The sequence below is a fragment of the Streptococcus sp. 2106 genome, assembly GCF_013277315.1.
Taxonomy (GTDB): domain Bacteria; phylum Bacillota; class Bacilli; order Lactobacillales; family Streptococcaceae; genus Streptococcus; species Streptococcus pseudopneumoniae.
Map to the genome: position 1 here is coordinate 1 of NZ_VMMS01000018.1, position 23,057 is coordinate 23,057.

A 23,057-nucleotide genomic window follows, 5' to 3' on the forward strand; every position below is an offset into this window, starting at 1 on the left:
CGGCTAGTTTCCTAGTTTGCTCTTTGATTTTCATTGAGTATGAGTCTACTCTAATCAACTCTTTTCCTGTTCGAGTGGGACGACTACTAGTGTCTTTCCTAAACTGGCTAGGACTTTTAAGACTGTGTCCAACTGAGGACTAGTCTTGCCTGTTTCCATCCTAGCTATGACAGGCTGGCTTACTCCACTAAGTTCTTCTAGCTTTTTCTGACTGATTCCTTGCTCATGCCTGGCTTCAATCAGCTCACTCATGATAGCCACTCGCATATCACTTTCAAGGATTTCCTCCTTGGTAAAGAGTTGAGACCGGACATCCTTCCAATTACTCCCAATAGCACTCTTCTTCATCTCTTAACCCTCTTTCTTTTACGTCTATGTATTTTTTGAAAAAATGAGCGAATTATAATTCGATAGATTGACCAGGGGGTTTAAAATTGGTGCTAGCTTGTTTCTTAAGCGCTTTTCCTTTTCTAGGATAGAGCAGATCCTGTTTTGACAATCCTAATTTTCCATGATGGATCCAGTAGTAGATGGTAGAAATTCCCACGTTAACGCCCTTAGCCTTGACCATCATTTCAGGCGAAAATTTTTGGTTATGATAGTGGAGAATCTTTTCCTTTAGTTCCTTGGTCAATCTTGATTTCTTGACCGAGCGCTTGCGATTATTTTCATAAGCCTGTTGAGCATAGTCGGCAGAATAAACCTCTTTGAAGCGCCCTTTTCCAAGACATTTTCGGACTGTCCCACGCTTGATTTCAGTATGGATAGTTTGAGGAGCTTTTCCAAGTAGAGAGGCAATTTCTCTATTTGATTTTCCCTTTTTCCATCGTTCGATTAAGCGACGACTATCGATTGTCAAATGTTTGCCTTTTGTAGTATAATTGTCTTGCATCTCCGTGACTTTTAATCATTTCAATCTTAAATTGGACTTTTTTTTACTTGGGTTGTACTTAATCTATAAGGAAGACAATAAAAAGAATATCAATCGAGTAAAGTCACAAAGTCACATTAGCTCCGAGCAAGCATTGCAAATTGAGGTACTCATACAATGATTAAAATATTTCTCTCTGCCTTTTCTGTCATTCTCTTTGCTATCCCTATCATAGCTTATTCTTTTTTTCCATCTTCTAATCTTAATATTTGGCTATCTACCAGACCTATCTTGGCACAGATTTATGCCTTCCCCTTAGCTACTGCAACTATGGTTTCTATTTTAAGTTTCGTATTTTTTTCCCTATCTTTTTACAAGAAAAATAAACAAATACGGTTTTATTCTAGCATCTTGCTCTTACTATCGTTCATATTACTATTATTCGGAACAGATAAAACCCTTTCTTCCGTATCAAATAAGACTAAAACCTTAAAATTAGTAACTTGGAACGTCGCTAATCAAATAGAAGCACAACATATTGAGCGAATTTTTAGCCATTTTGATGCCGATATGGCTATATTCCCTGAACTAGCTACCAATATCAGAGGTGAGCAAGAAAACCAGAGAATCAAACTATTGTTTCATCAAGTTGGACTTTCTATGGCCAACTATGATATTTTTACTTCTCCACCTACTGACAGTGGAATAGCTCCTGTGACTGTGATTGTCAAGAAAAGTTACGATTTCTATACAAAAGCTGAAACTTTTCATACAACACGGTTCGGGACAATTGTATTACATTCGAGAAAACAAGATATACCAGATATCATTGCTTTGCATACTGCTCCTCCTCTGCCAGGTTTAATGGAAATCTGGAAGCAAGACTTAAACATCATTCATAATCAATTGGCTTCAAAATATCCAAAGGCTATTATTGCAGGTGATTTTAATGCAACTATGCGTCATGGAGCACTTGCAAAAATAAGCTCTCATAGGGACGCATTGAATGCACTTCCACCTTTTGAAAGAGGAACTTGGAATAGCCAAAGTCCAAAACTTTTTAATGCAACGATAGATCATATCTTATTGCCTAAAAACCACTACTATGTTAGAGATTTAGACATTGTAAGTTTTCAAAACTCTGATCATAGATGTATTTTTACAGAAATCACATTTTAATTATTTTATACTCTTCGACAATCTCTTCAAACCACATCAGCATCGCCTTACCTTAGACATATGGTTACTGACTTCGTCAGTCTTANNGCTAGCTTCCTAGTTTGCTTTTTGATTTTCATTGAGTATTATATAAAATCACCCCTCTAGTGTTCATAAACTAGGGGGGAAATTTGTATCATACTATCGTTTAACGCACTTCTGCATTGACTTTTTCTTCGAGCGAAGCTTGGATTTTTTCCATGTAGCGTGCGACTTCTTCGTCCGTTAAGCTATCTTCTGGATTTTGAAAAGTCAAGCTATAAGCCATTGACTTCATACCAAGTCCCAATTTTTCGCCTGAGAAGACGTCAAAGAGTTTGATATCTGTCAAGCGTTTCACACCGGCAGCTTGGATAGCGTCCACAACTTCTTGGTGAGTGACTTCTGCCTTGAGGAGAAGGGCAACGTCACGGCTAACTGCTGGGAATTTTGTGATTTCCACAAATGGAGTAGCAGGTTGAAGGGCAGCCTCGATGGCTGAAAGATTGAGCTCAGCCACATACGTTTCTGGAATATCGTAGGCCTTAGCAGTGACTGGGTGTACTTGGCCAAGGAAACCAAGAACTTGGTCACCGAGTGAAATGACTGCTGTACGACCTGGATGAAGGCTAGCAATTTCAGATGTTGCTGTATAAGTTACTTGGAGGCCCAAACGAGCAAATAGCGTTTCAAGGATTCCTTTAGCATAGAAGAAATCAACTGGAACTGCTGCTGTTTGGAAATCTTTTTCAGCAACCAAGCCTGTCAAGGCAAAGGCAAAACTGTTGATCTCATTTGGAAGTTCTTCTTTTGGATTACCAGTTTGTTCAAAAACTTTCCCAATCTCATAAAGGGCCAAGTTTTTATTCTTACGAGCTACGTTGTAGGCAACGGTATCAAGGATACCAGAAATCATATTTTGACGGAGGACAGAACGGTCCACTGTCATTGGCCACATGAGTTCAGTAAGGTTACTTGGTTGAGCCGTAAACTCAACTGCTTTTTCAGGAGTTGTTAGAGCGTAGGTGATGATTTCTGTCAAACCTGCTCCTTCAGCGATGGTACGAACTTGACGGCGGAGTTTTTGTGTCGCAGTCAATTCACCAGCTGTACCGTCATCTTTTGGAAGGCTGGTTGGCAAGCGGTCATATCCATAGATACGAGCGATTTCTTCAAAGAGGTCCGCTTCGATGGTGATATCCCAACGGCGACGTGGGACGCTGACTGTAAAGCTATCTGCATTTCCAGAAAGGCCAAAGCCAAGACGACGGAAGACATCTTCTACATCAGCGTATGAAAGCTCAGTTCCGAGGACACGGTTGACGTCAGCAAGGGTAGAAGAAACTTCCACATCAGAGGTATCAAGTTCACCCGCTGAAACGATACCTTTACGCACCGTCGCACCTGCAAGTTCTGCAATCATGCTAGCCGCCGCATCAAGGGCTTCGTTAACAGTTGCCACATTGATACCTTTTTCAAAGCGAGAAGATGACTCAGAACGAAGGTTAAGACGACCACTAGTCTTGCGGATAGATTTTCCGTTGAAGACTGCAGCTTCAAGGACGACACGACTAGATTTCTCAGAAATTTCTGTTGCTTGACCGCCCATGACACCTGCAAGGGCTACTGGTTTGTCTGCGACAGTGATAACTAAGTCATTCACCTCTAAGTCACGTTCTTCACCATCTAAAGTCACTAATTTTTCACCAGCACGCGCTTCACGCACACGGATGTCAGTCCCTTCAAAGGTATCCAAGTCAAAGGCATGCATAGGTTGACCAAAGTAGAGCAGGATGTAGTTTGTCACGTCCACTACGTTGTTAATAGGACGGATTCCTTCGTTCATGAGAAGGTTTTGCAACCATTGTGGACTTGGTGCAATCGTCACATTATCCAAGATACGAGCTGCATAGTAAGGCGCCTTGTCTGTATCAATGCCCACAGAAAGAACATCTGCTGCAGCTTGGTCAGTTTCTGAAAGAGTAAATTCTTTAAAGTTGACTGCCTTGTCATAGATAGCTGCCACTTCGTGAGCCACTCCACGCATAGAAAGGGCATCTGCACGGTTTGGTGTGATAGACAGTTCGATGATTTCATCATCCAAGTCTAGGTATGAGAAGACTTCCTCACCTGGAACGGCATTTTCTGGCAAAATTTGGATGCCATCTGCGAATTCCTTAGGCACAACTGAGTCAGAAATTCCCAATTCGCCAAGCGAACAGATCATTCCAAGTGACTCTAAACCACGGATTTTTCCTTTTTTGATTTTGTAGTTGTCAGCGATGCGAGCTCCTGGAAGAGCCACCATAACCTTGATACCAGCACGCACATTTGGGGCACCACAGACGATTTGACGGGCTTCTTCTTCGCCAACGTTAACCTGACAAACATGAAGGTGAGTTTCTGGCACATCTTCGCAGGACAAGACCTCACCGACGACAATTTTTGAGAGACCAGCAGCCGGTGATTCGACACCTTCTACCTCGATCCCTGTGGTTGACATTTTTTCAGCCAACTCCTGTGATGGCACATCAATGTCCACCAATTCTTTTAACCATTTATAAGATACAAGCATAATTTAGTTCTCCAGAATGACCATTGCCACACTGGTTCTTTTCCTTTCCTATCATTTCAATAGAAGAATCCTCTTCTTACCTTAATTTCTTTCGCAGTAACCAATCCGTATCTACTTTTTGACCAACCATAAAATGATGTTGGCTAAATTTTTCAAAACCATATCGATTATAAAACGCTTGAGCTTTTGTATTATGCTCCCAAACACCTAACCAAGCCCAAGAAAAACTATTTTTTGTAGCAAGTTCAAGAGCAAATTCAAACAGTTGCTTACCGAATCCAAATCCTTGGAATTTTTGTAGCACATAGAGGCGTTGAATTTCAAAAGCGTCCTCTAATTCTCTCTCAGTTTGAGCACTTCCCCAGTTGACTTTGAGAAAACCAGCTATCTCCTCTTCATGCATAATGAAATAGGTTTCGGAGTCAGGATTTTCCAACTCAGTTGATAAAACTCTCAGACTATAAGCCTCTTCAAAGTATTCCTGTAACTGCTCTTCCGTATTATCATGAGCAAATGTTTCACGAAAGGTTTGTTTGGCAATTTTAGCCAACACCTCAACATCTACCATTTCTACTTTTCTAATCATTATTTAAACTGCTCTGAGAAGCGGACATCTCCTTGGTAGAATCCACGGATATCGTTGATTCCGTAACGGAGCATGGCTACACGCTCTTGTCCAAGACCAAAGGCAAATCCAGAGTAAACAGTCGCATCGATACCACTCATTTCAAGGACACGTGGGTGAACCATACCGGCCCCCATAATTTCGATCCAACCTGTTTTCTTACATACGTTACAGCCTTCTCCACCACACTTGAAGCAAGAAACATCCACCTCAACAGATGGCTCTGTGAATGGGAAGTAAGATGGACGCAGACGGATTTGACGCTCTTCACCGAACATTTTTTGCACAATCAACTGAAGGGTTCCTTGAAGGTCAGCCATAGAGATATTTTTCCCAACTACCAAGCCTTCGATTTGGTGGAATTGGTGACTGTGGGTCGCATCGTCCGTATCGCGACGGAACACACGCCCTGGTGAGATCATTTTCAAAGGACCTTTAGAGAAATCATGGGCATCCATAGCACGCGCTTGAACTGGAGACGTGTGAGTACGGAGTAAGATTTCTTCTGTGATATAGAATGTGTCCTGCATATCACGGGCTGGGTGGTCTTTGGGAAGGTTCATACGTTCAAAGTTATAGTAGTCTTGCTCCACTTCAAAACCATCCACGACTTGGTAACCCATCCCAATGAAGATATCTTCGATTTCTTCACTAGTTTGTGTCAAAACGTGACGGTGACCAGTCGCAACTGGACGACCTGGAAGGGTCACATCGATACTCTCGCTTGCTAATTGAGCTGCAACTTTCTTTTCTTCCAAGAGCTTAGCAGTTTCTTCAAAAGCTGCTGTCAAGACATCACGAGCTTCATTGACGTGTTTCCCAATGATTGGACGCATCTCAGCAGAAACATCTTTCATCCCTTTGAGTATTTCAGTGAGCGAACCCTTTTTACCAAGGACAGAGACACGCAAATCTTGCATCTCTTTTTCATTTTCAGCAGTAATCTGCTTCAAGCTAGCCAGCGTTTCTTCACGAAGCGCTTTTAATTGTTCTTCAATAGTTGACATAATTCCTCCATCAGTCGCTCGTAGATAAAAAGAAAACCACATGCCAAAAACTCCACTCGGAGCGTTGACACGCGGTACCATCCGTTTTCATCTGACAAGTCAGACCTTCATTTCTAAATCCATGCGCAAGTGAATTCACCCAGCTTTCATATAGAGAGCTTGCAGTCACGGCTCTCCTCCCTGATATACTTCCCTTGGGCTACTAGTCTTTCAGATTCCTATTCAATTACTACTTAGTTTATCAGATTTTTACCATTCTTGCAAGACCTATCTTACTTCTGCTTGTTAGCTTATTCTTATCTAAATTTATATAAACAATTTATCTAAATTAACTATTTATAATTTTTGTAACAAAATTAAATTAATTAATCCCCCTATAAAATAAAGAGGTTTAGAATTTGATGTCTTCCAAACCTCTTTATTTTATATTTAATGAGATGTTGCCTTAACCGTGATAATATCTAATCATCAATAAACAAACTATTTGAATAAGGATTCTCCAAATAAATACATTCTCTCAGGAATTTGATAGGTTGGCTGTCGTATAGCCTGCTTTAAATAAAATTCGGGATTAGAAAATGAAGCCATATTTTTCAAGAAAAACAGTGTCTTGGGTGTCACAGACGATTTTTCAAGTTGGATCATATTGGATAAGACGGTCTGCAACTCCTTGTCCAATTCTTGCTTGCCTAACTCTTCTTGGATTAACAGTGCCACTTTAGCAGTTGAAACCCTCTGAATTTCTTGTAGATACCTCCATTGGTCTTCATAAGGCTGAAACTGTTCATCCACAAAGACCGTTCGCCCTTGATGGTAAGCTTCTCCTTGAAAAGGCAAGGCAATCAAATTTCCAAATCCCCCCTTAGGAAGGACATCCTGATTTGGAAACATGCGATCAAAAGAATCAAAGGACAGTTGCATACTTTCCTGCATTGCCAGTTCTATCAGTTTCTTTCCAAACAAGCGAGCCTCTCGACTCGGAATCGCTTCCTCAAAGAAGAACCAAATATGGAGTCCGTGACCCGAACGAGAAATCTCTAAATGGGCTTCCATCTGGCGTTCCCTGGCTATTCTTCGAATGGTTAAACCAGCTTCTTTCCAATCTCCTTCATCCAAATCAAGTACCAAAAAATAACAGCTATCATCTAAGTGCATAGGAAAGATACCGATAGCTGTCTCCCCACGAAAATGAGATTTCAAAACGGAATCCGTCAATGTCTGGAAACTCCGTTTTTCAGGTGGCAACTGCTTCCAACCATAATCATAGGATGGAAAATACTGAATTTTCCCTTGATCATTGATGAAACTCTTAGCATAAACATCATAACGGCCAGCAAACACGGAGGTAAACAATTGTAATTTTTCTTGCGTCGTCAAGCGACTACTTTGAAGTTGGAACATCTCCTCGAACTGAGAGCGTTCCATCACAAACTGACTCTTGTCTTTAAGATGTTTACACAAGAAAAACTCACTATCCCCATTAAAAGAAGAAAAGACATCAAGTACTTCTACCACAATTCCATCCAAAGACACAAAAACAGCCATAACAATCACCTCCTTGATTCCTATAGGCTGATTATAACAAAAATAGCTGAAATTGTACACGAAAATAAAATCCTAATAGTACTCATTTTGTATGTGGCTAATATTCCGTCTCGCTTCGGAATGTACGAGGTAAATAGAGTTTAAACGAGCAGTCTATAAAATTCAAAAAACGCATATTATCAAGTGACCTAAAACTTTGATGATATACGTTTTCTTGTGAGAATATTTACTTCATTTTTTCCTAAAATTCAATGTTTACTCAGTATTAGGATTATGAAAAATCGAGGTCTAAATCTAGATACATTTTTTCTGAAGACAAATCATTTTGACCACCGAGCAAGAGATTTTCAAAAAAAGCTGTTAAAAACTCAGGACGTCGCTGTAAAATCTTTGCATTATCTAATACCAAGGCATCACGAAAATACTTGGCATGTTGCTGAAATGGTGTATTATCAATATCAAAACCAAACTCACGAAGATACTGAATCAAAAAGACCGTTACTGTCCGAGTGTTTCCTTCGCGAAATGGATGAATCTGCCAGATTCCTGAAATAAAATGCTGGATTTGTTTAACCACATCCGCCTGAGTTAGTGTCGCATATGCAACTTGTTTTTCCTGATTAAAATCATAATCCAAAGTCATTTGAATCATGGAGTAATCAGAGTCCACAACACTTTCACCATTCAAAACAGGTTCATTCTTTGTGATATTGGTCTGACGAAATTGCCCCACCGGAATAGAGGGTTCAAATATATCTTGAAACAACTCCTTATGAATAGCAAGTAAGGTCGCAGGACTAAAGCTAAAGCCTCTTCGAGACAATAGTTCTACAATACGTAGAGAAACCAAGTCTGCCTCTTCCGTACTTGCATCAATAGTATGGTGATAAGCCGTTGCATCCTCATAAACCTGCTCGTAAGTCAGTTCACCCCGGGACTGTTTCTCAGCCAAAGATTCCATATACGCTGATGGCACTAGATTGTCAACTTTCTGCAGACCAAAACCTATCCGCCATAAGTCACGCTTAGCTTCATAAGACAAGTTTGGGTTGTCAATGTTGTAAGTTGGTTGCATAGAAATATCCTTTCAATTGTTTTTCTGTGTCATCGGTAAATGGTGAAATTGGGGTGAACTATAAAAAACATTCATAATAAGTTCTATGAAGAAGTAATAAAAGAGTTATACTCAACATCCCATGCACTCATTTGTAATGCCTTTTGGATGAATGGTTTGATTAAATGAATAATTCTAGCTTGCATACTTATCAAACTCATAGGATACACCACTCTGAACTCGTTGGTTTGTTCAAATCCCCCAACACCTGAGAAGAAACTGCAATGTTGTACTTCTCAGAGCGGTTCGAACTTAGAGGGGTTGTTGTGTAGTGAGCTGGTTTTTAATCAAAGCTATAAAATTTTAGTATTTTAATTTTAACTGACTAAATTATTATTCTCTATAAATTCTATAAATTTTTCAGGGGGATATTTAAAAGATTCAATTCCATAAAAATCTTCTAAAGCCCTAAAATTTTCAACTTTATAAGGTGACTTACCACTTATTTTTGCCTGATGTTGTCTAATTTCATTTAAATGTCTTTTACCTTTTTGTGATTTAACTACAGTAACTGTCACTATTTTTTTATAATCAGTTTTTTGCAATCCATAAAAATTTTCTAGTAGGAACAAACTCGATAATATTTTAGCTCTAACGTTAGCATATGGAATATTTTTTGAATTCTTAAACTCTATTAAATATAATTTACTATCAGCATCTACAGGAAGAAGAGGCAGAATTGTATCTACAAATTGCCATTTATCAAAGCTATGTTTTTTAAAAATAATTTCTGAAATCTTATCAAAATTATAACAAGTATATTTAGAGTTTACCAAATTATAGTTAGAATCAGAATCATATGAGCAGGTTTTAATATCGCTACGACATTCAGAAAATCTAATATTAAAATCATGTAATATAGAGAAAATTATTTTACTCACCATCAAAATCCTCCGCTAGCTCCTCAAGGCGATTTAAAGGAACATACATTTGCTCATAAATCTTATCAATCGAGTCAGTAACATCTTCAATAGAACTATTAGCAAGATAATACTTAACAGAATCATTTGTATCATTTTTTTTGCTAAATATATCAATCGCTTCAACTAAATAAGGACTATGGGAATTGATTAAGATATGTAATCCAAATTCTTTCTGAAGTAATACTATAATTTCAGCAAATTTCAATTGCCATTCTGGATGTAAATGGACTTCTGGTTCATCTAAAATGAGTGTCCCATTTTCTCTAATCACACCATTTTCTAAAAGAGATTTAATTAAATAGAACGTTTTCATACCTGAAGAATAATTGATTATATTAAGTTTTTTTTCATCTTCCTCATCTTCTGAACTATTAACAATATCAGTCTTCAATATATGATTTATTTCATTAAACACCAAATTTAATCTGTCAGTTATCTTAGCTCGTAATGTGTAAGTGTTGTTTCTTTCATCTCTAAGCTGCTCCATTAAATGAGCATTATGATTCAATTTTAAATCAATTTTATTTAAAAATTCATTTAAAAATTTAGTTGAAAATTTATTTAAAAATTTAGTTGAAAATAAATTTTCAACTATTGCAGCAGCATCATCTATGTATACTACATCTGTTTTAAAATTTATCAATTTATCTGCAGTAGCTCTATTTTTGTTAACTTCAACATTTATTTGTTCATCTTTTATTCTTAAAGAAATTAGTCCTGTCAATGGGTCGTATATATTATTTATTTGATTATGAAATTCATCAGTTAAATGAGCAGTTAAAATTTGGTTAAAGATAGATTGGTCTGACTGAGATAGAATTTCTTTTATATTTTCAGATAAAACATTTAGGTCCAAATCCTTAATATTTAATACAAAGTATTTTGAATTTCGTTTATTGAATTCATTAATTGATTCAATGATACTCTTCTTAAGGGATTCATTATTATGTTCACTATAATTTTTATCAAGAAATATCAATAAATTTTTTGAAATGATTTTTGTCAATTCTGTATAAAGGAAACTCGGAACGATTCTTCTAGCAATCCCTATTTCAGAATTATTTTTACGATTCATTTCGATATCAGAGAGATAGTCTTCTAAAAAATCATTAATTGCTTTAGTTCGATCGTTAGAAATTTTTTTTATAACATCATAATTGGCACTAAATATTGAAAATAAAGAACGACTTATTGTACTTTTTCCAGTGCCATTTTGACCTGCAATAACTGAAATTCCATTTATTTCAATTTCTGCATTCTTTACATTACCTATATTTTCTATTGTTAGTTTCATATATATTCTCCTTTCACCATGGAGGCAGTACTATCAGTTTAACACAAACTACATAAAAAAGCAGGTGTGAGGTGTAAATCATCTTCCAAGTATATCTCACTTCACACTACTTCACCAACTTCTTCATATCATCAATACGTGCAACTGTCGCGTCGTATTTGGCTTGGTAGTCGGCTTGTTTGTCGCGTTCTTTTTGGACGACTTCTGGTTTAGCATTGGCGACGAAGCGTTCGTTAGAGAGTTTCTTGCCCACCATATCTAGTTCTTTTTGCCATTTAGCCAGTTCCTTGTCGAGACGAGCCAGTTCTTCTTCGACATTGAGGAGGTCTGCCAGTGGCAAGTAGATTTCTGCTCCTGTGATGACGCTTGACATTGCGAGTTCAGGTGCAGGGATGTTTGATGCAATTTCCAAGTGTTCTGGATTTGTGAAACGTTTGATGTAGTTGACATTGCTGTTAAAGAAGGCTTCCAAGTCACTATCGCTAGTCTTAACAAGGATTGTGATTGGCTTACTTGGTGCTACGTTTACTTCCGCACGCGCATTCCGAACGGCACGGATCAAGTCTTTGAGACTTTCCACACCAGTGTGAGCCGCAAGGTCTTCAAAGGCTAGATTAACAGTTGGGTATGCAGCTGTCACGATAGAGCCTTCTGAGATTTGTCCAAAGATTTCCTCTGTCACGAATGGCATGATCGGGTGAAGGAGACGAAGAATCTTATCCAAAGTATAAAGGAGAACAGAACGCGTGATGACTTTCTCTTCTTCGTTGTCACTATAAAGGACTTCCTTGGTCAACTCAACATACCAGTCCGCAAACTCATCCCAGATGAAGTTGTAGAGGATGTGTCCAGCCACACCAAACTCAAACTTGTCAAAGTTGGCAGTTGCTTTTCCGATGGTTTCATTGAGGTTGTGGAGAATCCAGCGATCTGTGACATTTCCAGCTTCCTTGTTGGCAACTTTTTCCACATTGGCAGTTGCTTGCTCAAGGGTCAAGCCTTCATTGTTCATGAGGATGTAGCGAGAGATGTTCCAGATCTTGTTAATGAAGTTCCATGAGGCATCCATTTTCTCGTAAGAGAAGCGGACGTCTTGACCTGGTGCAGAACCGTTTGAAAGGAACCAACGAAGGGCATCGGCACCGTATTTCTCGATGACATCCATTGGGTCAATCCCGTTACCGAGAGACTTAGACATCTTGCGTCCTTGCTCGTCACGAATGAGACCGTGGATAAGCACGTTTTGGAATGGTTGACGGCCTGTGAATTCCAATGACTGGAAGATCATACGAGACACCCAGAAGAAGATGATGTCGTAACCTGTTACCAAGGTTGAAGTTGGGAAGTAACGTTTGAAGTCTGCTGAGTCGACATCAGGCCAGCCCATAGTTGAGAATGGCCAAAGGGCAGAACTGAACCAAGTATCCAAGACGTCTTCGTCCTGAGTCCATCTGTCACCTTCTGGAGCTTCTTCGCCAACGTACATTTCACCCTCAGCATTGTACCAAGCAGGGATTTGGTGACCCCACCAGAGCTGACGAGAGATTACCCAGTCGTGGACATTTTCCATCCATTGGAGGAAGGTATCGTTGAAACGAGGTGGGTAGAATTCAACCTTGTCCTCTGTGTCTTGGTTGGCAATGGCGTTCTTAGCCAAATGGTCCATCTTGACGAACCATTGAGTAGACAAGCGTGGTTCAACCACAACACCAGTACGCTCTGAGTGACCAACACTGTGGACACGTTTTTCAATTTTAACGAGGGCACCGATTTCTTCCAACTTAGCAACGACTGCCTTACGAGCTTCAAAACGGTCCATGCCTGCAAATTCGAAGGCTAAGTCATTCATAGTACCGTCGTCGTTCATAACATTGACTTGTGGCAAGTTGTGACGTTGACCAACCAAGAAGTCGTTTGGATCGTGGGCAGGTGTAATTTTCACGACACCAGTACCAAACTCAGGATCTGCGTGCTCATCACCAACGATTGGGATCAATTTATTAGCGATTGGAAGGACGACGTTTTTACCGATCAAGTCCTTGTAGCGTGGGTCTTCTGGATTGACCGCAACCGCAACGTCCCCAAACATGGTCTCAGGACGAGTGGTCGCAACTTCAAGGGCGCGTGAACCGTCTTCCAGCATATAGTTCATGTGGTAGAAGGCTCCTTCTACGTCCTTGTGGATGACCTCGATATCAGACAAGGCTGTGCGAGCTGCTGGGTCCCAGTTGATAATAAATTCACCACGATAGATCCAACCTTTCTTGTAAAGGTCCACAAAGACCTTACGAACAGCTTTTGACAAACCTTCGTCAAGAGTGAAACGCTCACGAGAGTAGTCTACAGAGAGCCCCATCTTGCCCCATTGTTCCTTGATGGTAGTGGCATATTCGTCTTTCCATTCCCAGACTTTTTCCAAGAATTTTTCACGACCGAGGTCATAGCGGCTGATGCCCTCACCACGCAAGCGCTCCTCAACCTTAGCCTGAGTCGCAATCCCAGCGTGGTCCATTCCTGGAAGCCAAAGCGTATCAAAGCCTTGCATACGTTTTTGACGGATAATGATATCCTGCAAAGTCGTATCCCAAGCGTGACCAAGGTGAAGTTTCCCTGTAACGTTTGGTGGTGGAATCACGATCGAATAAGGCTTAGCCTTTTGATCGCCTGAAGGCTTGAAAACATCCGCATCAAGCCATTTTTGGTAACGACCAGCCTCAACCTCGGCTGGATTGTATTTAGGTGAAAGTTCTTTAGACATGTGTTTGTCCTTTCTAGTTAATATCTTTAAATAAAATTAGTATGTAGAAGATATGCCTTGATTCAGCACATCTGATTTTTCAGTATCTTCTATTAGTAAAAAAGAAACTGTATAAAAATTTTACATTAACTTTCTCTCATTATCTTCAGAATATGTTTATCAAAGTCTGATAGAATTTTTTGAGTTCGGTTAAATTTTTCATACTCTTGGATGGCTTTTGAGTCTGCTTGTTTCTTGGAAATGCTTCCTTTTCCTTCTAAGATTTCATATTCATTAAAGGATAGAAAGCGATCAATACTATCTGCCAATCCTCGCATTGTAAACGTATTACGGCGCTCAACTAAACCCTCGATATAATCAAAATAGGCTGTAACAGTTCGCTCTAGTTGTCGAATTTCTTTTTCTTGCAAATAATTTTTGGCTACCGTTACATCTGATTTGAGCACTCGTCCATCAGGTGCATGTTTCCAAGTAGTTAATCCCATTTTTTCTTTACTAGCATCAGCTTGCTGATAGATAATTTCTGCAGCCGTACTTCCAGTAATTGCATAATGAAATTTATTTTGCACCATAGCATAGAAGTTTTTAGTAATATCCGAGTTTCGATCATAATCTATGGCACATTCGGCAAAGATATCCGTAATTTGTTGATAGATTCGGCGCTCGCTAGAACGAATAGAGCGAATTCGTTCTAAAAGTTCACGGAAATAATCTTGTCCGAAAACTGTCTGTCCTTGTTTCAAGCGTTCATCATTCAAAACAAAACCTTTGATGATAAATTCTTTCAAGGTCTTGGTTGCCCAAATTCTAAATTGAGTAGCCTTGCTGGAATTTACGCGATAGCCAACTGAAATGATAGCATCCAGATTGTAATATTCAAGTTCACGTCGGACAGTTCTATTTCCCTCTTGTTGAACCTGTGCAAATTTTGCACAAGTTGAAACCTTATCCAACTCACCACTATCATAAATGTTTCTCAAGTGCTTTGTAATGACACTTCGTTCAACTCCAAAGAGCTCTGCAAGACCTTTTTGAGTCAACCAAAGATTTTCATCTTGTAAAAGGATATCTAGCTGAACGTCGCCATTTGGTGTAGTATACAGGATGAAATTAGAAATTTCATTCAAGACAATTTCACCTCCCCCCTTCCATAAACAATTACTTCTCTTTCTTAAACTTTATGCCGTTTTCTTTCAGCTTTTTAACGGTTACGGGACCAATTCCCTTCAAAGCGAGAACTTCTTTTTCAGTCCATTTTTTGAAATCTGAAGACGTACGAATCCCATTTTCAACAAAGATGTGAACAAAATCCATCCGAATTCCCTTCATTTTTTCCTCGCTCATAAAGGAGTACCAGTCGTTTACCTTGGATAAACTTCTTATCATACTGGAATGATTCGAAAATACTGGTTTACGACGGAACTTCTTGGATTCGTTTGTTAAAAATTTCGTTAAAATAATATTTTCTAGTAAATAATCAAACAGAGGATACAAACTAGCTTGTAACGATTCAACTGAATTTGGACAATAGCATTCTTGGTCTTCTATATCTATAACTTTGAATTGCCAATCTTCCTCTATAAAGAATTCAACAGCTTCATCATTTATTTCCACTAATTTTGCAAATAGCTGACTTGCTTCTTCAATTTTTCCTTGAGAAAAAGCAGAGATGATGGCATGAATAAGAATGGTATCATCCCGTTTCCCTTTATTCAATTCTTCACGATAGAAACGCTCAACCTTTAGCTCCTGACCGGTGATATGATACAAGGAAAGCATACAGAAGACAAAATTAGGAGGAAACCGTTCTGGTCGCTTACTCAAATATAGGTCAATCAATTCTATAGCCTTAGAATTGAAGTTCTCCATCATATAATACTCAATCAGAAACATCAGAGCAGACAGGATAGAGCGTGCTTCAAAATAATTCCAACTATTGTATCCATTCACTTTCCATTTTTCTAAAACTAGAATTTCAAAATCCAATACTTTTTTAAAAGTTGACAAATCAAAATCTTCAACCTCTGATAAGAATAAATGAAAATCAGCAGCAAAATAATCTGGATTTATTTTTAAAACTTGCTTTAACAATTTATTTCGCTTCTGTGTATTCGGAGTATGCATAGCTTCTCTAAATAAAGCATGATCCTGATTCCAATCAAAAGTCCTATTTTTCAGTTGGTAATTGATTAGCTGAACATCTGGATACTCTCCGTGTTCATCAGCATATTGCATCACTGCTGTATGTAGTTCATCGAAATTTTGAATGGTACGACGTTCTACAAAAGTTGGATTTTTGACCATGATTTCTGTCCAAGCAGCCTCTTCTTCAGAAATAACTTTGATATCCAACTTTTGCTGGCGTTTTAATTCTTTTTTTCTATTTTTCTTTTTAGCCATCTATTTTCTCCTCTAACTCATTCTTCAATAGGTCCTATCTCAACTGTATTGAATATTCTTACAGCCTCGAATACAGATTTTAATGGTAAATCCCAGCTTCTTTGTGATTCATTTGCTTTGAAGGTTGTACCCCAGGTGTGATTAAGGTAGAGTTTTCTAGTTACGTTTGGTGGTGGTAATCACAATTGAATAAGGCTTAGCCTTTTGATCTCCTGACGGCTTGAAACCATCCGTATCAAGGCATTTTTGGTAACGACCAGCCTCAACCTCGGCTGGATTGTATTTAGGTGAAAGTTCTTTAGACATTATTTTTTTCTCCTTTTATGAATATTTATTTTATATCTACGATTTATTAATATACTATGCATATTGTCACGATACACGTAATATCCATTATAGGTGTTTAAATAGAAATATTGTAATAACCAAATTATAATCTTCCCAATAACTAATGATAATATGAAACAAACGAAAATAATTATAGTTGAGGCAAATAATTCAGACATCCAATCAGCTTCGGGAGTTATAAATTCGACCAATTTCTTCTTAATCTTTAAACCCCAAATAATTTCGGTTAACTTTGGAATAATACTCAACATTAATAGAGTAAGAAAACCATATAGTTGAGTTCGATAGAGGTGTCTATCCATTTTCTCAGTTCTTATTGGTTTTTTCTTATGTTTTTTTGTATCGAATTGAGAATTTATTTCTCCAATTAGACTAGGAATTAAAATTGGCAAAAACCATGTTAAAGCATTTATTAATTCATTTTCAACTTGATTAAATACTGCTAACAGTAATATACAGATTGAACCAATTAACCATGATGCTATTACTTCTTTGGTATCTTTTGCACCATGTCTAATTAGATTATAAATCATCCACCAGCATATTAAATAAAGTGCAATAAGTGAACTGAACATAAGAATGTCAGTTATTAAATCAGAATGAAAATCAATAACATTAGAAATAAAGTAATAAATATAGATATAATACCATAAAAACGAAATAATAAGCATCGTGGCATATACATTCCACAGTGTCTTTCCCTTTACGATATCTATTTTATTAACTTTTTGAAATATCTTGATTGATCCTACAGTTTTTATAACAGATAATACAAATGGTAATATTAAAAGTATTACAATGATAATCCAGTTATTTATGTGATTTTTACTTATGCCATAATTAATAAAAAAATATTGAGATAAGTTGATTAAAGTTGATTCAACTAGATTTAGGTTATAAAGAATGTAAGTCAAGATTCCGCAAAATATTCCATCCCATGCGTTCATAAAAGCTAAAGATTTAGTACTTTTAGTAAGAAAAACTCTAAACTTATTAAATCGATTTTTATAGTTAAACACATATATTAGTATCAAGGCAAATTGTAAAATTATAACTAATTTAAAATCGGTAAGACAGAATACAATTAGAGATATTATTGGAAAATACGTTAGCGCATACATAAGTATTTTCCAAGTTTGAGCAAAAAGATTCTTCAATCTATTGTCAGTATTAAAATAATACATTAATTTCAATCTTTGCCTCCTAAATCTAATCTAAAGGTTGGTAAATCAAAATCTTCAACCTCTGATAAGAATGGGTGAAAATCAGCAGCAAAATAATCTGGATTGATCTTTAAAACTTGTTTTAACAGTTCATTTCGCTTCTGTGTATTTGGAGTATGCATAGCTTCTCTAAATAAAGCATGATCCTGATTCTAATCAAAAATCCTATTTTTCAGTTGGTAATTGATTAGCTGAACATCTGGATACTCTCCATGTTCATCAGCATATTGCATCACTGTTGTATGTAGTTCATCGAAATTTTGAATGGTCCGACGTTCTACAAAAGTTGGTTTTTTAGCCAGTAGTTCTGTCCAGACAACCTCTTCTTCAGAAACGACTTTGATATCCAACTTTTGCTGGCGGTTTAATTCTTTTTTCTATTTTTCTTTTTAGCCATCTATTTTCTCCTCTAACTCATTCTTCAATAAATCAAACTCTACCTCTGCTGTATTGGATATTCTTACGACCTCGGATACAGGCTTAAATGGGAAATCCCAGTTTCTTTGTGATTCGTTTACTTTGAAGGGTGTACTCCAAGCGCGATTAAGGTAGAGTTTTCCAGTTACATTTGGTGGTAGGAATCACGAACGAAAAAGATTGAGACTTTTGAACTTCTTGAGTCTTGAGAACGTCTTCATGAAGTTGTTTAGATATGTGTGTGTCCTTTCTCTATTGTATTCATTTTATTTTGAATTTGCTTAGCAGCTTCTTCTGCAGACAAATTCGTATTATTTATTTTAAAGTAGTGGTGTAGCTCATTCGGTTGATGTTGGGAATTTAATTGAAGTGTTTCAGTGGTTTCTAAAATTTCTCTTTCAGATACCTCAATATGTCGTTTTAAGGGTTTGTGCTTTAATCGATTCTCCGTTCGATTTCGATGTAAGCGCTCCTCAAGACTTGTTTCCAACTCCACAAACAGAATCTCTTGATGATAGTCATTCAACAAATCCTGAATTTGCTTTAAATACATCAGCTGGTACTGATTTGAAAAATCAATTACGTCAGTTAAAATTACTGATCGCTGATTTCTTGCACTTGCTCCAAGGAAAGAAAAGGTGATTCCACGAACAAATTCCCACATTTCCTCTGTAAAGTCCTGATAGATTTCTAATGCAAAATCGATGGCTTGATGGTTATAAAAGAGGGTAGCATCTGTCAGTCGAGATAACTCTTGACCAATCGTCATTTTCCCAGAAGCCGGAGCCCCAATGATGAAAAGATGCATCAAATCACCTCCCACTCACTCTTCAGCAAGCCGTGTCTCAAATCATCACAGCGATTCCCTTGGGCATCTTTGCGGTCTCGGATACGAGCTTCGAGGGTAAATCCAAGTTTTTCTGCGACTCGTTGACTTTGGACATTATAACCAAAACAAGTCAGTTCAATCTTGTGGAGACCCAAATCTTTAAAAGCTAAGTCAATCAAGGCAAGCGCTGCTTCTGGTACATAGCCTCGCCCCCAATAGTCTGGGTGTAAGGTATAGCCGATTTCCAGCACATCATCTTCATGGCGATGGTTGAAATCGACAGAGCCAACGATCTTATCCGTTCCTTTGACGACAATCCCGTAGCCTGCTGGGAGATTTTCCTTTTGATTACGCTTCGGAAGAATGTGCTCCAGATAATAAATCTCATCTTCCAAGGTCTTGACTGGAGGAAAACCTGCTGGATAGGCGACCTCTGGGAGACTAGCGTAGGTATGGATATCACTGTACGAACTCGTAGGACGAGTCATTCGGTTTCCAACCGTTCTGGTAACTCAGCTCTTGTCATCCTTCTTCCTCGCTTTCTTAATGAAGCTCCCCATAGGGTCTACTCGGTCATCTAAATAGCGATAAACGCGCTGGTGGCCATCCCCATAAAGTAAGTAGGTGCAAAACGGTCATTTCTAAAATGTCCCTTTTCATCCAAAAGTTCTGGGTCAACAAATCGCTCAATAATCTTAGCGAAAATATGACAAATTCCCTCTTCCTCATCAATCCTATCTACCTGACATTCTAACACGACTGGACAAGCCTCTAAAATCGGTGCCTGAGTCCGTTCAGAAATCTCGTAGTCTAGCCCCAGATGTTTCAATTTCTCTCGATGACTGATAAAACCAGCCTGCTCCATCTCGAGCATGAGATTTTCATCAGGAATATTCACAGTAAACTTCTGGTAATGCTTGATTTGCTCAGCCGCATTTTCCTCAGCTCCGACACCAATGGCTAGCCAATCTCCCAAGCTATAAGAGGAGCTACAGGTCGTAATATTGTGTCCAAAATTCTGATCCTGATACCCCAAAATGAAGATAGGAAAACCATAATAGAGTTTACTTGTTTTAAAAGATTGCTTCATAACAAGCTCCTTTGACTAAGACGCAAAAGAAAATCCCTGCCATCTACATGACAGGGACGAATGTGTTTATCCGCGGTACCACCCAATTTCGGGCCAAGCCCGCATCTTTAGTCTTTAAAATAAAAAGACAGAAATATTTCATTTTTTCAGTCATTAGCAACCAGTTTTGACACATTTGTGGACTTCTCAGCGCCGCCACTTTCTGTAAAATGTGGGATTCAAAACACCTCTAATGGCTCTATTGTAGCAAGTTTTTCTCGGAAATGCAAGACTAAAGAAAAATTACTTGAACTTGATGCCATTTTCTTTCAATTTCTTGATGGTAGCTGGGCCGATTCCTTTCAAGGCAAGGAGTTCTTTTTCAGTCCAGTTTTTGAAATCTGAAGCAGACTTGATTCCTTCATCATAGAAAGTCTTGGCACGATCAAGTGGAAGTCCACCCAAATTTGCTGCAAAATCTTCTACAGAATTAACTACTTTTTGAGCTTGCTCTTTGGTAGCTTCTACTGCTTGTTCAACTTTTTTAGAAACAGCCTTACCAGCTGCGCTTGCTGACTGTTCTGCACGCTTCACGACTTTTTTTGTCTCATCTACAACCTTAGTCACAGTACTTGAAAAGGCACCTGCGCGACGGAGGCCATTTCGTAATTGTTTTTTACGATTGAGTTTCTTTGACATGATAAAATCCTTTCAATAAAAAATCCCTGCTCTGACAAGGATTTAACATAAACATTCTATCAAGATTTTAGTGAAAAATCAAGAATCTTTCTCGTTTAATAATTTCGCTCACCAAACAAGCCTTCTGGCAAATCATGGAATCCCTTGCCTACTTTGAAGTTTTCAAACTTACCAAGCAAGAACAGATAAGCATCCAAGCGACTCTCGTAGCGAATCATGGCATCTTTGGCACGCTCGTCCTGGTCTTCTTCGTAAACTTTTTGGCTTTCCTTGTGCGCCATGTCGTTAATCATGATTTGGGTATTGACCCAAGCTTCAAATTCCTTCATAAATTCTTGTTCGTAACTCATTTTTTCTCCTTATTCTAATCCACGGAAATAGTCCGTATCAATCTCACGGTAGGGATGGATATCCTGAACGTATTCCAGTACACCTTGGAATTCTCCGTTTTCATCGTGTACTGCAGCATAGGTGATGTGGACAAACTTACCTCGCGACTCAGACTTGAACCACATTTCATACTTGTCCTTGGTCCCCTCACGAAGTCCCTTCATGATAGCCTTGACCTTGTCCAAATACTTAGGCGGATGACAGAGTTCGACATTGCGCCCGACTTGGGACGGCGTCCGTTTGAAAATCATCTCATCAGCTGGCGTATTGTCATTGTAATACTGGAAAATATCTTCTTTATTGACAAAGGTAATCTCCATAGGGAGATGATTGAGGATGAGATTGGCCTGCTCGACTGAAAGATAGCCATTACCAAAAGCCTGTTGACTATGGCGGTCCAGCACAGCTTCCTTTTCCTTAGGGGTAAAGGTAATGGTAAAATAGCCTTCTGGCGTATCTATGACTTGTTGAACTTGACCTTCTGCCGTATCTAGCTGTACAGGCTCCTCTGCAATCTTTTCCTCAATAAAGCTCTGTCGTTCTGGCACCCATTTCTCTGACGGACGGATGATGGCATAGCCATAGGCATCGCTCTCCTCCGCAATCTGAAGCCAGTCATCCTGAGTAAAAGACTCAAGGAGAATCATGAGGAGGATGGACTCTTCCTTGAAAATCATACTTTCAAACTCTGTCGCAAAAGCTTCAAAAGCTTCCTTTACACTGCTAATTGACACTTCTGGTAGTGACTTGGCTGTCGTTAGAGCTGTTTGAAAGAGTTCCCTAATCTGATCATCCACTCCCCACATAACTTTGGGAGGTGAATCGTGTCCATAGCGCTCCATGATAGGAAAGAAGAGTTCTTCTTTACGTTGGTAATGGATGTCAAATTGCCCCACAAGTCCCATCTGACGCACCAAGCCCTTGCGCATCTCCGCAAGCATTTCCTCGTCTTCCATCAACTCATAGGTATCTAACAATCTACGAATGCGAATCAAAGCTGCACGGAGGGCCAAATTTTCTTCCTTAAAGACACGAACTGGGTGCCCAGGGTGTTCGGTATCTAAAACTTCGACACCTTTGATAGCATTTTTAAAAAGATTAGCATGGACATCACAGAGTTCCATAACATCTTCAAAAGTGACGCCCGAGTCCGAGTTCATCAGCTCGTGCTCCATAAGGGAAATCTCGATGGCTGACACGCCCGTAAAGGTCGCATCAAAGCGCTCTTGAACCGACTCAGGAGAGGCGCCATTGTGCAATTCTAACAAAATATCCCGTAGGATATGAATCCGTTCATCTGTCATTAGTCTAATCCAATCACTTCGTAGCCATTCGCTTCCAGTGTGCGTACAGTCTTGTCCATAGGAGTTCCTTCCAGCTTAGAACCTTGTTTGAGCGATACCTTGCGACCGACTGTGTTGCGCATCAAGGGATTGGCAAGGGGTTTAAAACCCAACTCCACTAGAATTTCCAAGACTTATGGATGCTTGTCCACCACTTCTGCAACAGGAATTGACACATCGATGATATTGTCCATGACGACCTCCATTATATGTTCTAATACTCAATGAAAATCAAAGAGCAAACTAGGAAGCTAGCCGCAGGTTGCTCAAAACACTGCTTTGAGGTTGCAGATAGAACTGACGAAGTCAGCTCAAAACACCGTTTTGAGGTTGTGGATAGAACTGACGAAGTCAGTAACATATATACGGCAAGGCGAAGCTGACGTGGTTTGAAGAGATTTTCGAAGAGTATAAAATGATTTTACTGCTT

At 38.7% G+C, this 23,057-nt stretch carries 21 protein-coding genes and 4 pseudogenes; 2 read left to right on the top strand and 23 right to left on the bottom strand.

What is annotated here, in order from left to right; genetic code table 11:
• Positions 1–54: 54 nt before the first annotated feature.
• Both HT723_RS02040 and HT723_RS02045 read right to left on the bottom strand, forming a co-directional pair.
• Positions 55–348 (bottom strand): helix-turn-helix transcriptional regulator, encoded by a 294-nt coding sequence (locus HT723_RS02040; RefSeq protein ID WP_050223364.1) that lies wholly within the window; start codon positions 346–348, stop codon positions 55–57.
• A 58-nt stretch (positions 349–406) separates the two neighbouring features.
• A pseudogene (locus HT723_RS02045) lies at positions 407–892 on the bottom strand (IS30 family transposase); the annotation flags it as partial.
• A gap of 156 nt (positions 893–1,048) precedes the next feature.
• Between HT723_RS02045 and HT723_RS02050 the strand changes: the two are divergent.
• Positions 1,049–2,050 carry an endonuclease/exonuclease/phosphatase family protein gene (locus HT723_RS02050; protein ID WP_138702721.1) on the top strand — a complete coding sequence of 334 codons (1,002 nt, stop codon included), beginning with the start codon at positions 1,049–1,051 and terminating at the stop codon, positions 2,048–2,050.
• A 187-nt stretch (positions 2,051–2,237) separates the two neighbouring features.
• Here HT723_RS02050 and pheT read toward each other — a convergent pair whose 3' ends face one another.
• The 21 genes and pseudogenes from pheT to HT723_RS02155 all read right to left on the bottom strand — a co-directional run bounded on the left by pheT (position 2,238) and on the right by HT723_RS02155 (position 22,758).
• Entirely contained in the window at positions 2,238–4,643 is a 2,406-nt protein-coding gene (pheT, locus tag HT723_RS02055) for a phenylalanine--tRNA ligase subunit beta (RefSeq protein WP_172934520.1), read from the bottom strand.
• A 76-nt stretch (positions 4,644–4,719) separates the two neighbouring features.
• Positions 4,720–5,229 (bottom strand): N-acetyltransferase, encoded by a 510-nt coding sequence (locus HT723_RS02060; RefSeq protein WP_000619957.1) that lies wholly within the window; start codon positions 5,227–5,229, stop codon positions 4,720–4,722.
• The gene (pheS, locus tag HT723_RS02065) at positions 5,229–6,275 is read right to left on the bottom strand and encodes a phenylalanine--tRNA ligase subunit alpha (protein WP_000103743.1); all 1,047 of its coding nucleotides are present in this window, start codon (positions 6,273–6,275) and stop codon (positions 5,229–5,231) included. The genes HT723_RS02060 and pheS overlap by 1 nt, the downstream gene beginning before the upstream one ends.
• 492 nt (positions 6,276–6,767) lie before the next feature.
• A pseudogene (locus HT723_RS02070) lies at positions 6,768–7,820 on the bottom strand (DNA primase); the annotation flags it as partial.
• Positions 7,821–8,091: 271 nt separating this feature from the next.
• On the bottom strand, positions 8,092–8,895 hold the full coding sequence (locus HT723_RS02075; protein ID WP_054387987.1) for a Fic/DOC family protein: 804 nt from the start codon (positions 8,893–8,895) through the stop codon (positions 8,092–8,094).
• A gap of 356 nt (positions 8,896–9,251) precedes the next feature.
• Positions 9,252–9,818 (bottom strand): hypothetical protein, encoded by a 567-nt coding sequence (locus tag HT723_RS02080; RefSeq protein ID WP_172934521.1) that lies wholly within the window; start codon positions 9,816–9,818, stop codon positions 9,252–9,254.
• Entirely contained in the window at positions 9,808–11,151 is a 1,344-nt protein-coding gene (locus tag HT723_RS02085) for an AAA family ATPase (RefSeq protein WP_172934522.1), read from the bottom strand. Before HT723_RS02085 ends, HT723_RS02080 begins: the two co-directional genes overlap by 11 nt.
• 106 nt (positions 11,152–11,257) lie before the next feature.
• Entirely contained in the window at positions 11,258–13,909 is a 2,652-nt protein-coding gene (locus tag HT723_RS02090) for a valine--tRNA ligase (RefSeq protein WP_172934523.1), read from the bottom strand.
• A gap of 125 nt (positions 13,910–14,034) precedes the next feature.
• A complete protein-coding gene (locus HT723_RS02095; protein ID WP_100104848.1) occupies positions 14,035–15,036 on the bottom strand; it encodes a virulence RhuM family protein in 1,002 nt (333 codons plus the stop codon).
• Between the two features lie 31 nt (positions 15,037–15,067).
• A complete protein-coding gene (locus HT723_RS02100; RefSeq protein ID WP_172934524.1) occupies positions 15,068–16,309 on the bottom strand; it encodes a hypothetical protein in 1,242 nt (413 codons plus the stop codon).
• 156 nt (positions 16,310–16,465) lie between these two features.
• Positions 16,466–16,615 carry a hypothetical protein gene (locus HT723_RS02105; RefSeq protein WP_172929682.1) on the bottom strand — a complete coding sequence of 50 codons (150 nt, stop codon included), beginning with the start codon at positions 16,613–16,615 and terminating at the stop codon, positions 16,466–16,468.
• Positions 16,615–17,841 (bottom strand): beta-carotene 15,15'-monooxygenase, encoded by a 1,227-nt coding sequence (locus tag HT723_RS02110; protein ID WP_119942985.1) that lies wholly within the window; start codon positions 17,839–17,841, stop codon positions 16,615–16,617. The genes HT723_RS02105 and HT723_RS02110 overlap by 1 nt, the downstream gene beginning before the upstream one ends.
• Positions 17,842–17,846: 5 nt before the next feature.
• Positions 17,847–18,002 (bottom strand): hypothetical protein, encoded by a 156-nt coding sequence (locus HT723_RS02115; RefSeq protein ID WP_004237269.1) that lies wholly within the window; start codon positions 18,000–18,002, stop codon positions 17,847–17,849.
• Positions 18,003–18,032: 30 nt separating this feature from the next.
• On the bottom strand, positions 18,033–18,230 hold the full coding sequence (locus HT723_RS02120; RefSeq protein ID WP_007284866.1) for a hypothetical protein: 198 nt from the start codon (positions 18,228–18,230) through the stop codon (positions 18,033–18,035).
• 296 nt (positions 18,231–18,526) lie between these two features.
• A complete protein-coding gene (locus HT723_RS02125) occupies positions 18,527–19,105 on the bottom strand; it encodes an AAA family ATPase (protein ID WP_100104263.1) in 579 nt (192 codons plus the stop codon).
• Positions 19,105–19,652: pseudogene (locus tag HT723_RS02130) on the bottom strand (GNAT family protein). The gene HT723_RS02125 and the pseudogene HT723_RS02130 overlap by 1 nt, the downstream one beginning before the upstream one ends.
• A pseudogene (locus tag HT723_RS02135) lies at positions 19,639–20,216 on the bottom strand (flavin reductase family protein). Before HT723_RS02135 ends, HT723_RS02130 begins: the two co-directional pseudogenes overlap by 14 nt.
• A 282-nt stretch (positions 20,217–20,498) precedes the next feature.
• Positions 20,499–20,894 carry a helix-hairpin-helix domain-containing protein gene (locus HT723_RS02140; RefSeq protein WP_050136464.1) on the bottom strand — a complete coding sequence of 132 codons (396 nt, stop codon included), beginning with the start codon at positions 20,892–20,894 and terminating at the stop codon, positions 20,499–20,501.
• Between the two features lie 95 nt (positions 20,895–20,989).
• Positions 20,990–21,244 (bottom strand): DUF1912 family protein, encoded by a 255-nt coding sequence (locus HT723_RS02145; protein ID WP_023933271.1) that lies wholly within the window; start codon positions 21,242–21,244, stop codon positions 20,990–20,992.
• A 9-nt stretch (positions 21,245–21,253) separates the two neighbouring features.
• A complete protein-coding gene (locus HT723_RS02150; protein ID WP_172926104.1) occupies positions 21,254–22,588 on the bottom strand; it encodes a DUF438 domain-containing protein in 1,335 nt (444 codons plus the stop codon).
• Complete coding sequence (locus tag HT723_RS02155; RefSeq protein ID WP_318919962.1) at positions 22,588–22,758, bottom strand: DUF1858 domain-containing protein; 171 nt, start codon at positions 22,756–22,758, stop codon at positions 22,588–22,590. Before HT723_RS02155 ends, HT723_RS02150 begins: the two co-directional genes overlap by 1 nt.
• A 93-nt stretch (positions 22,759–22,851) precedes the next feature.
• Here HT723_RS02155 and HT723_RS11445 point away from each other — a divergent pair, with 93 nt between their 5' ends.
• Positions 22,852–23,010, top strand: coding sequence for a hypothetical protein (locus HT723_RS11445; protein ID WP_240154934.1), 159 nt, complete (start codon positions 22,852–22,854; stop codon positions 23,008–23,010).
• Positions 23,011–23,057 lie beyond the last annotated feature (47 nt).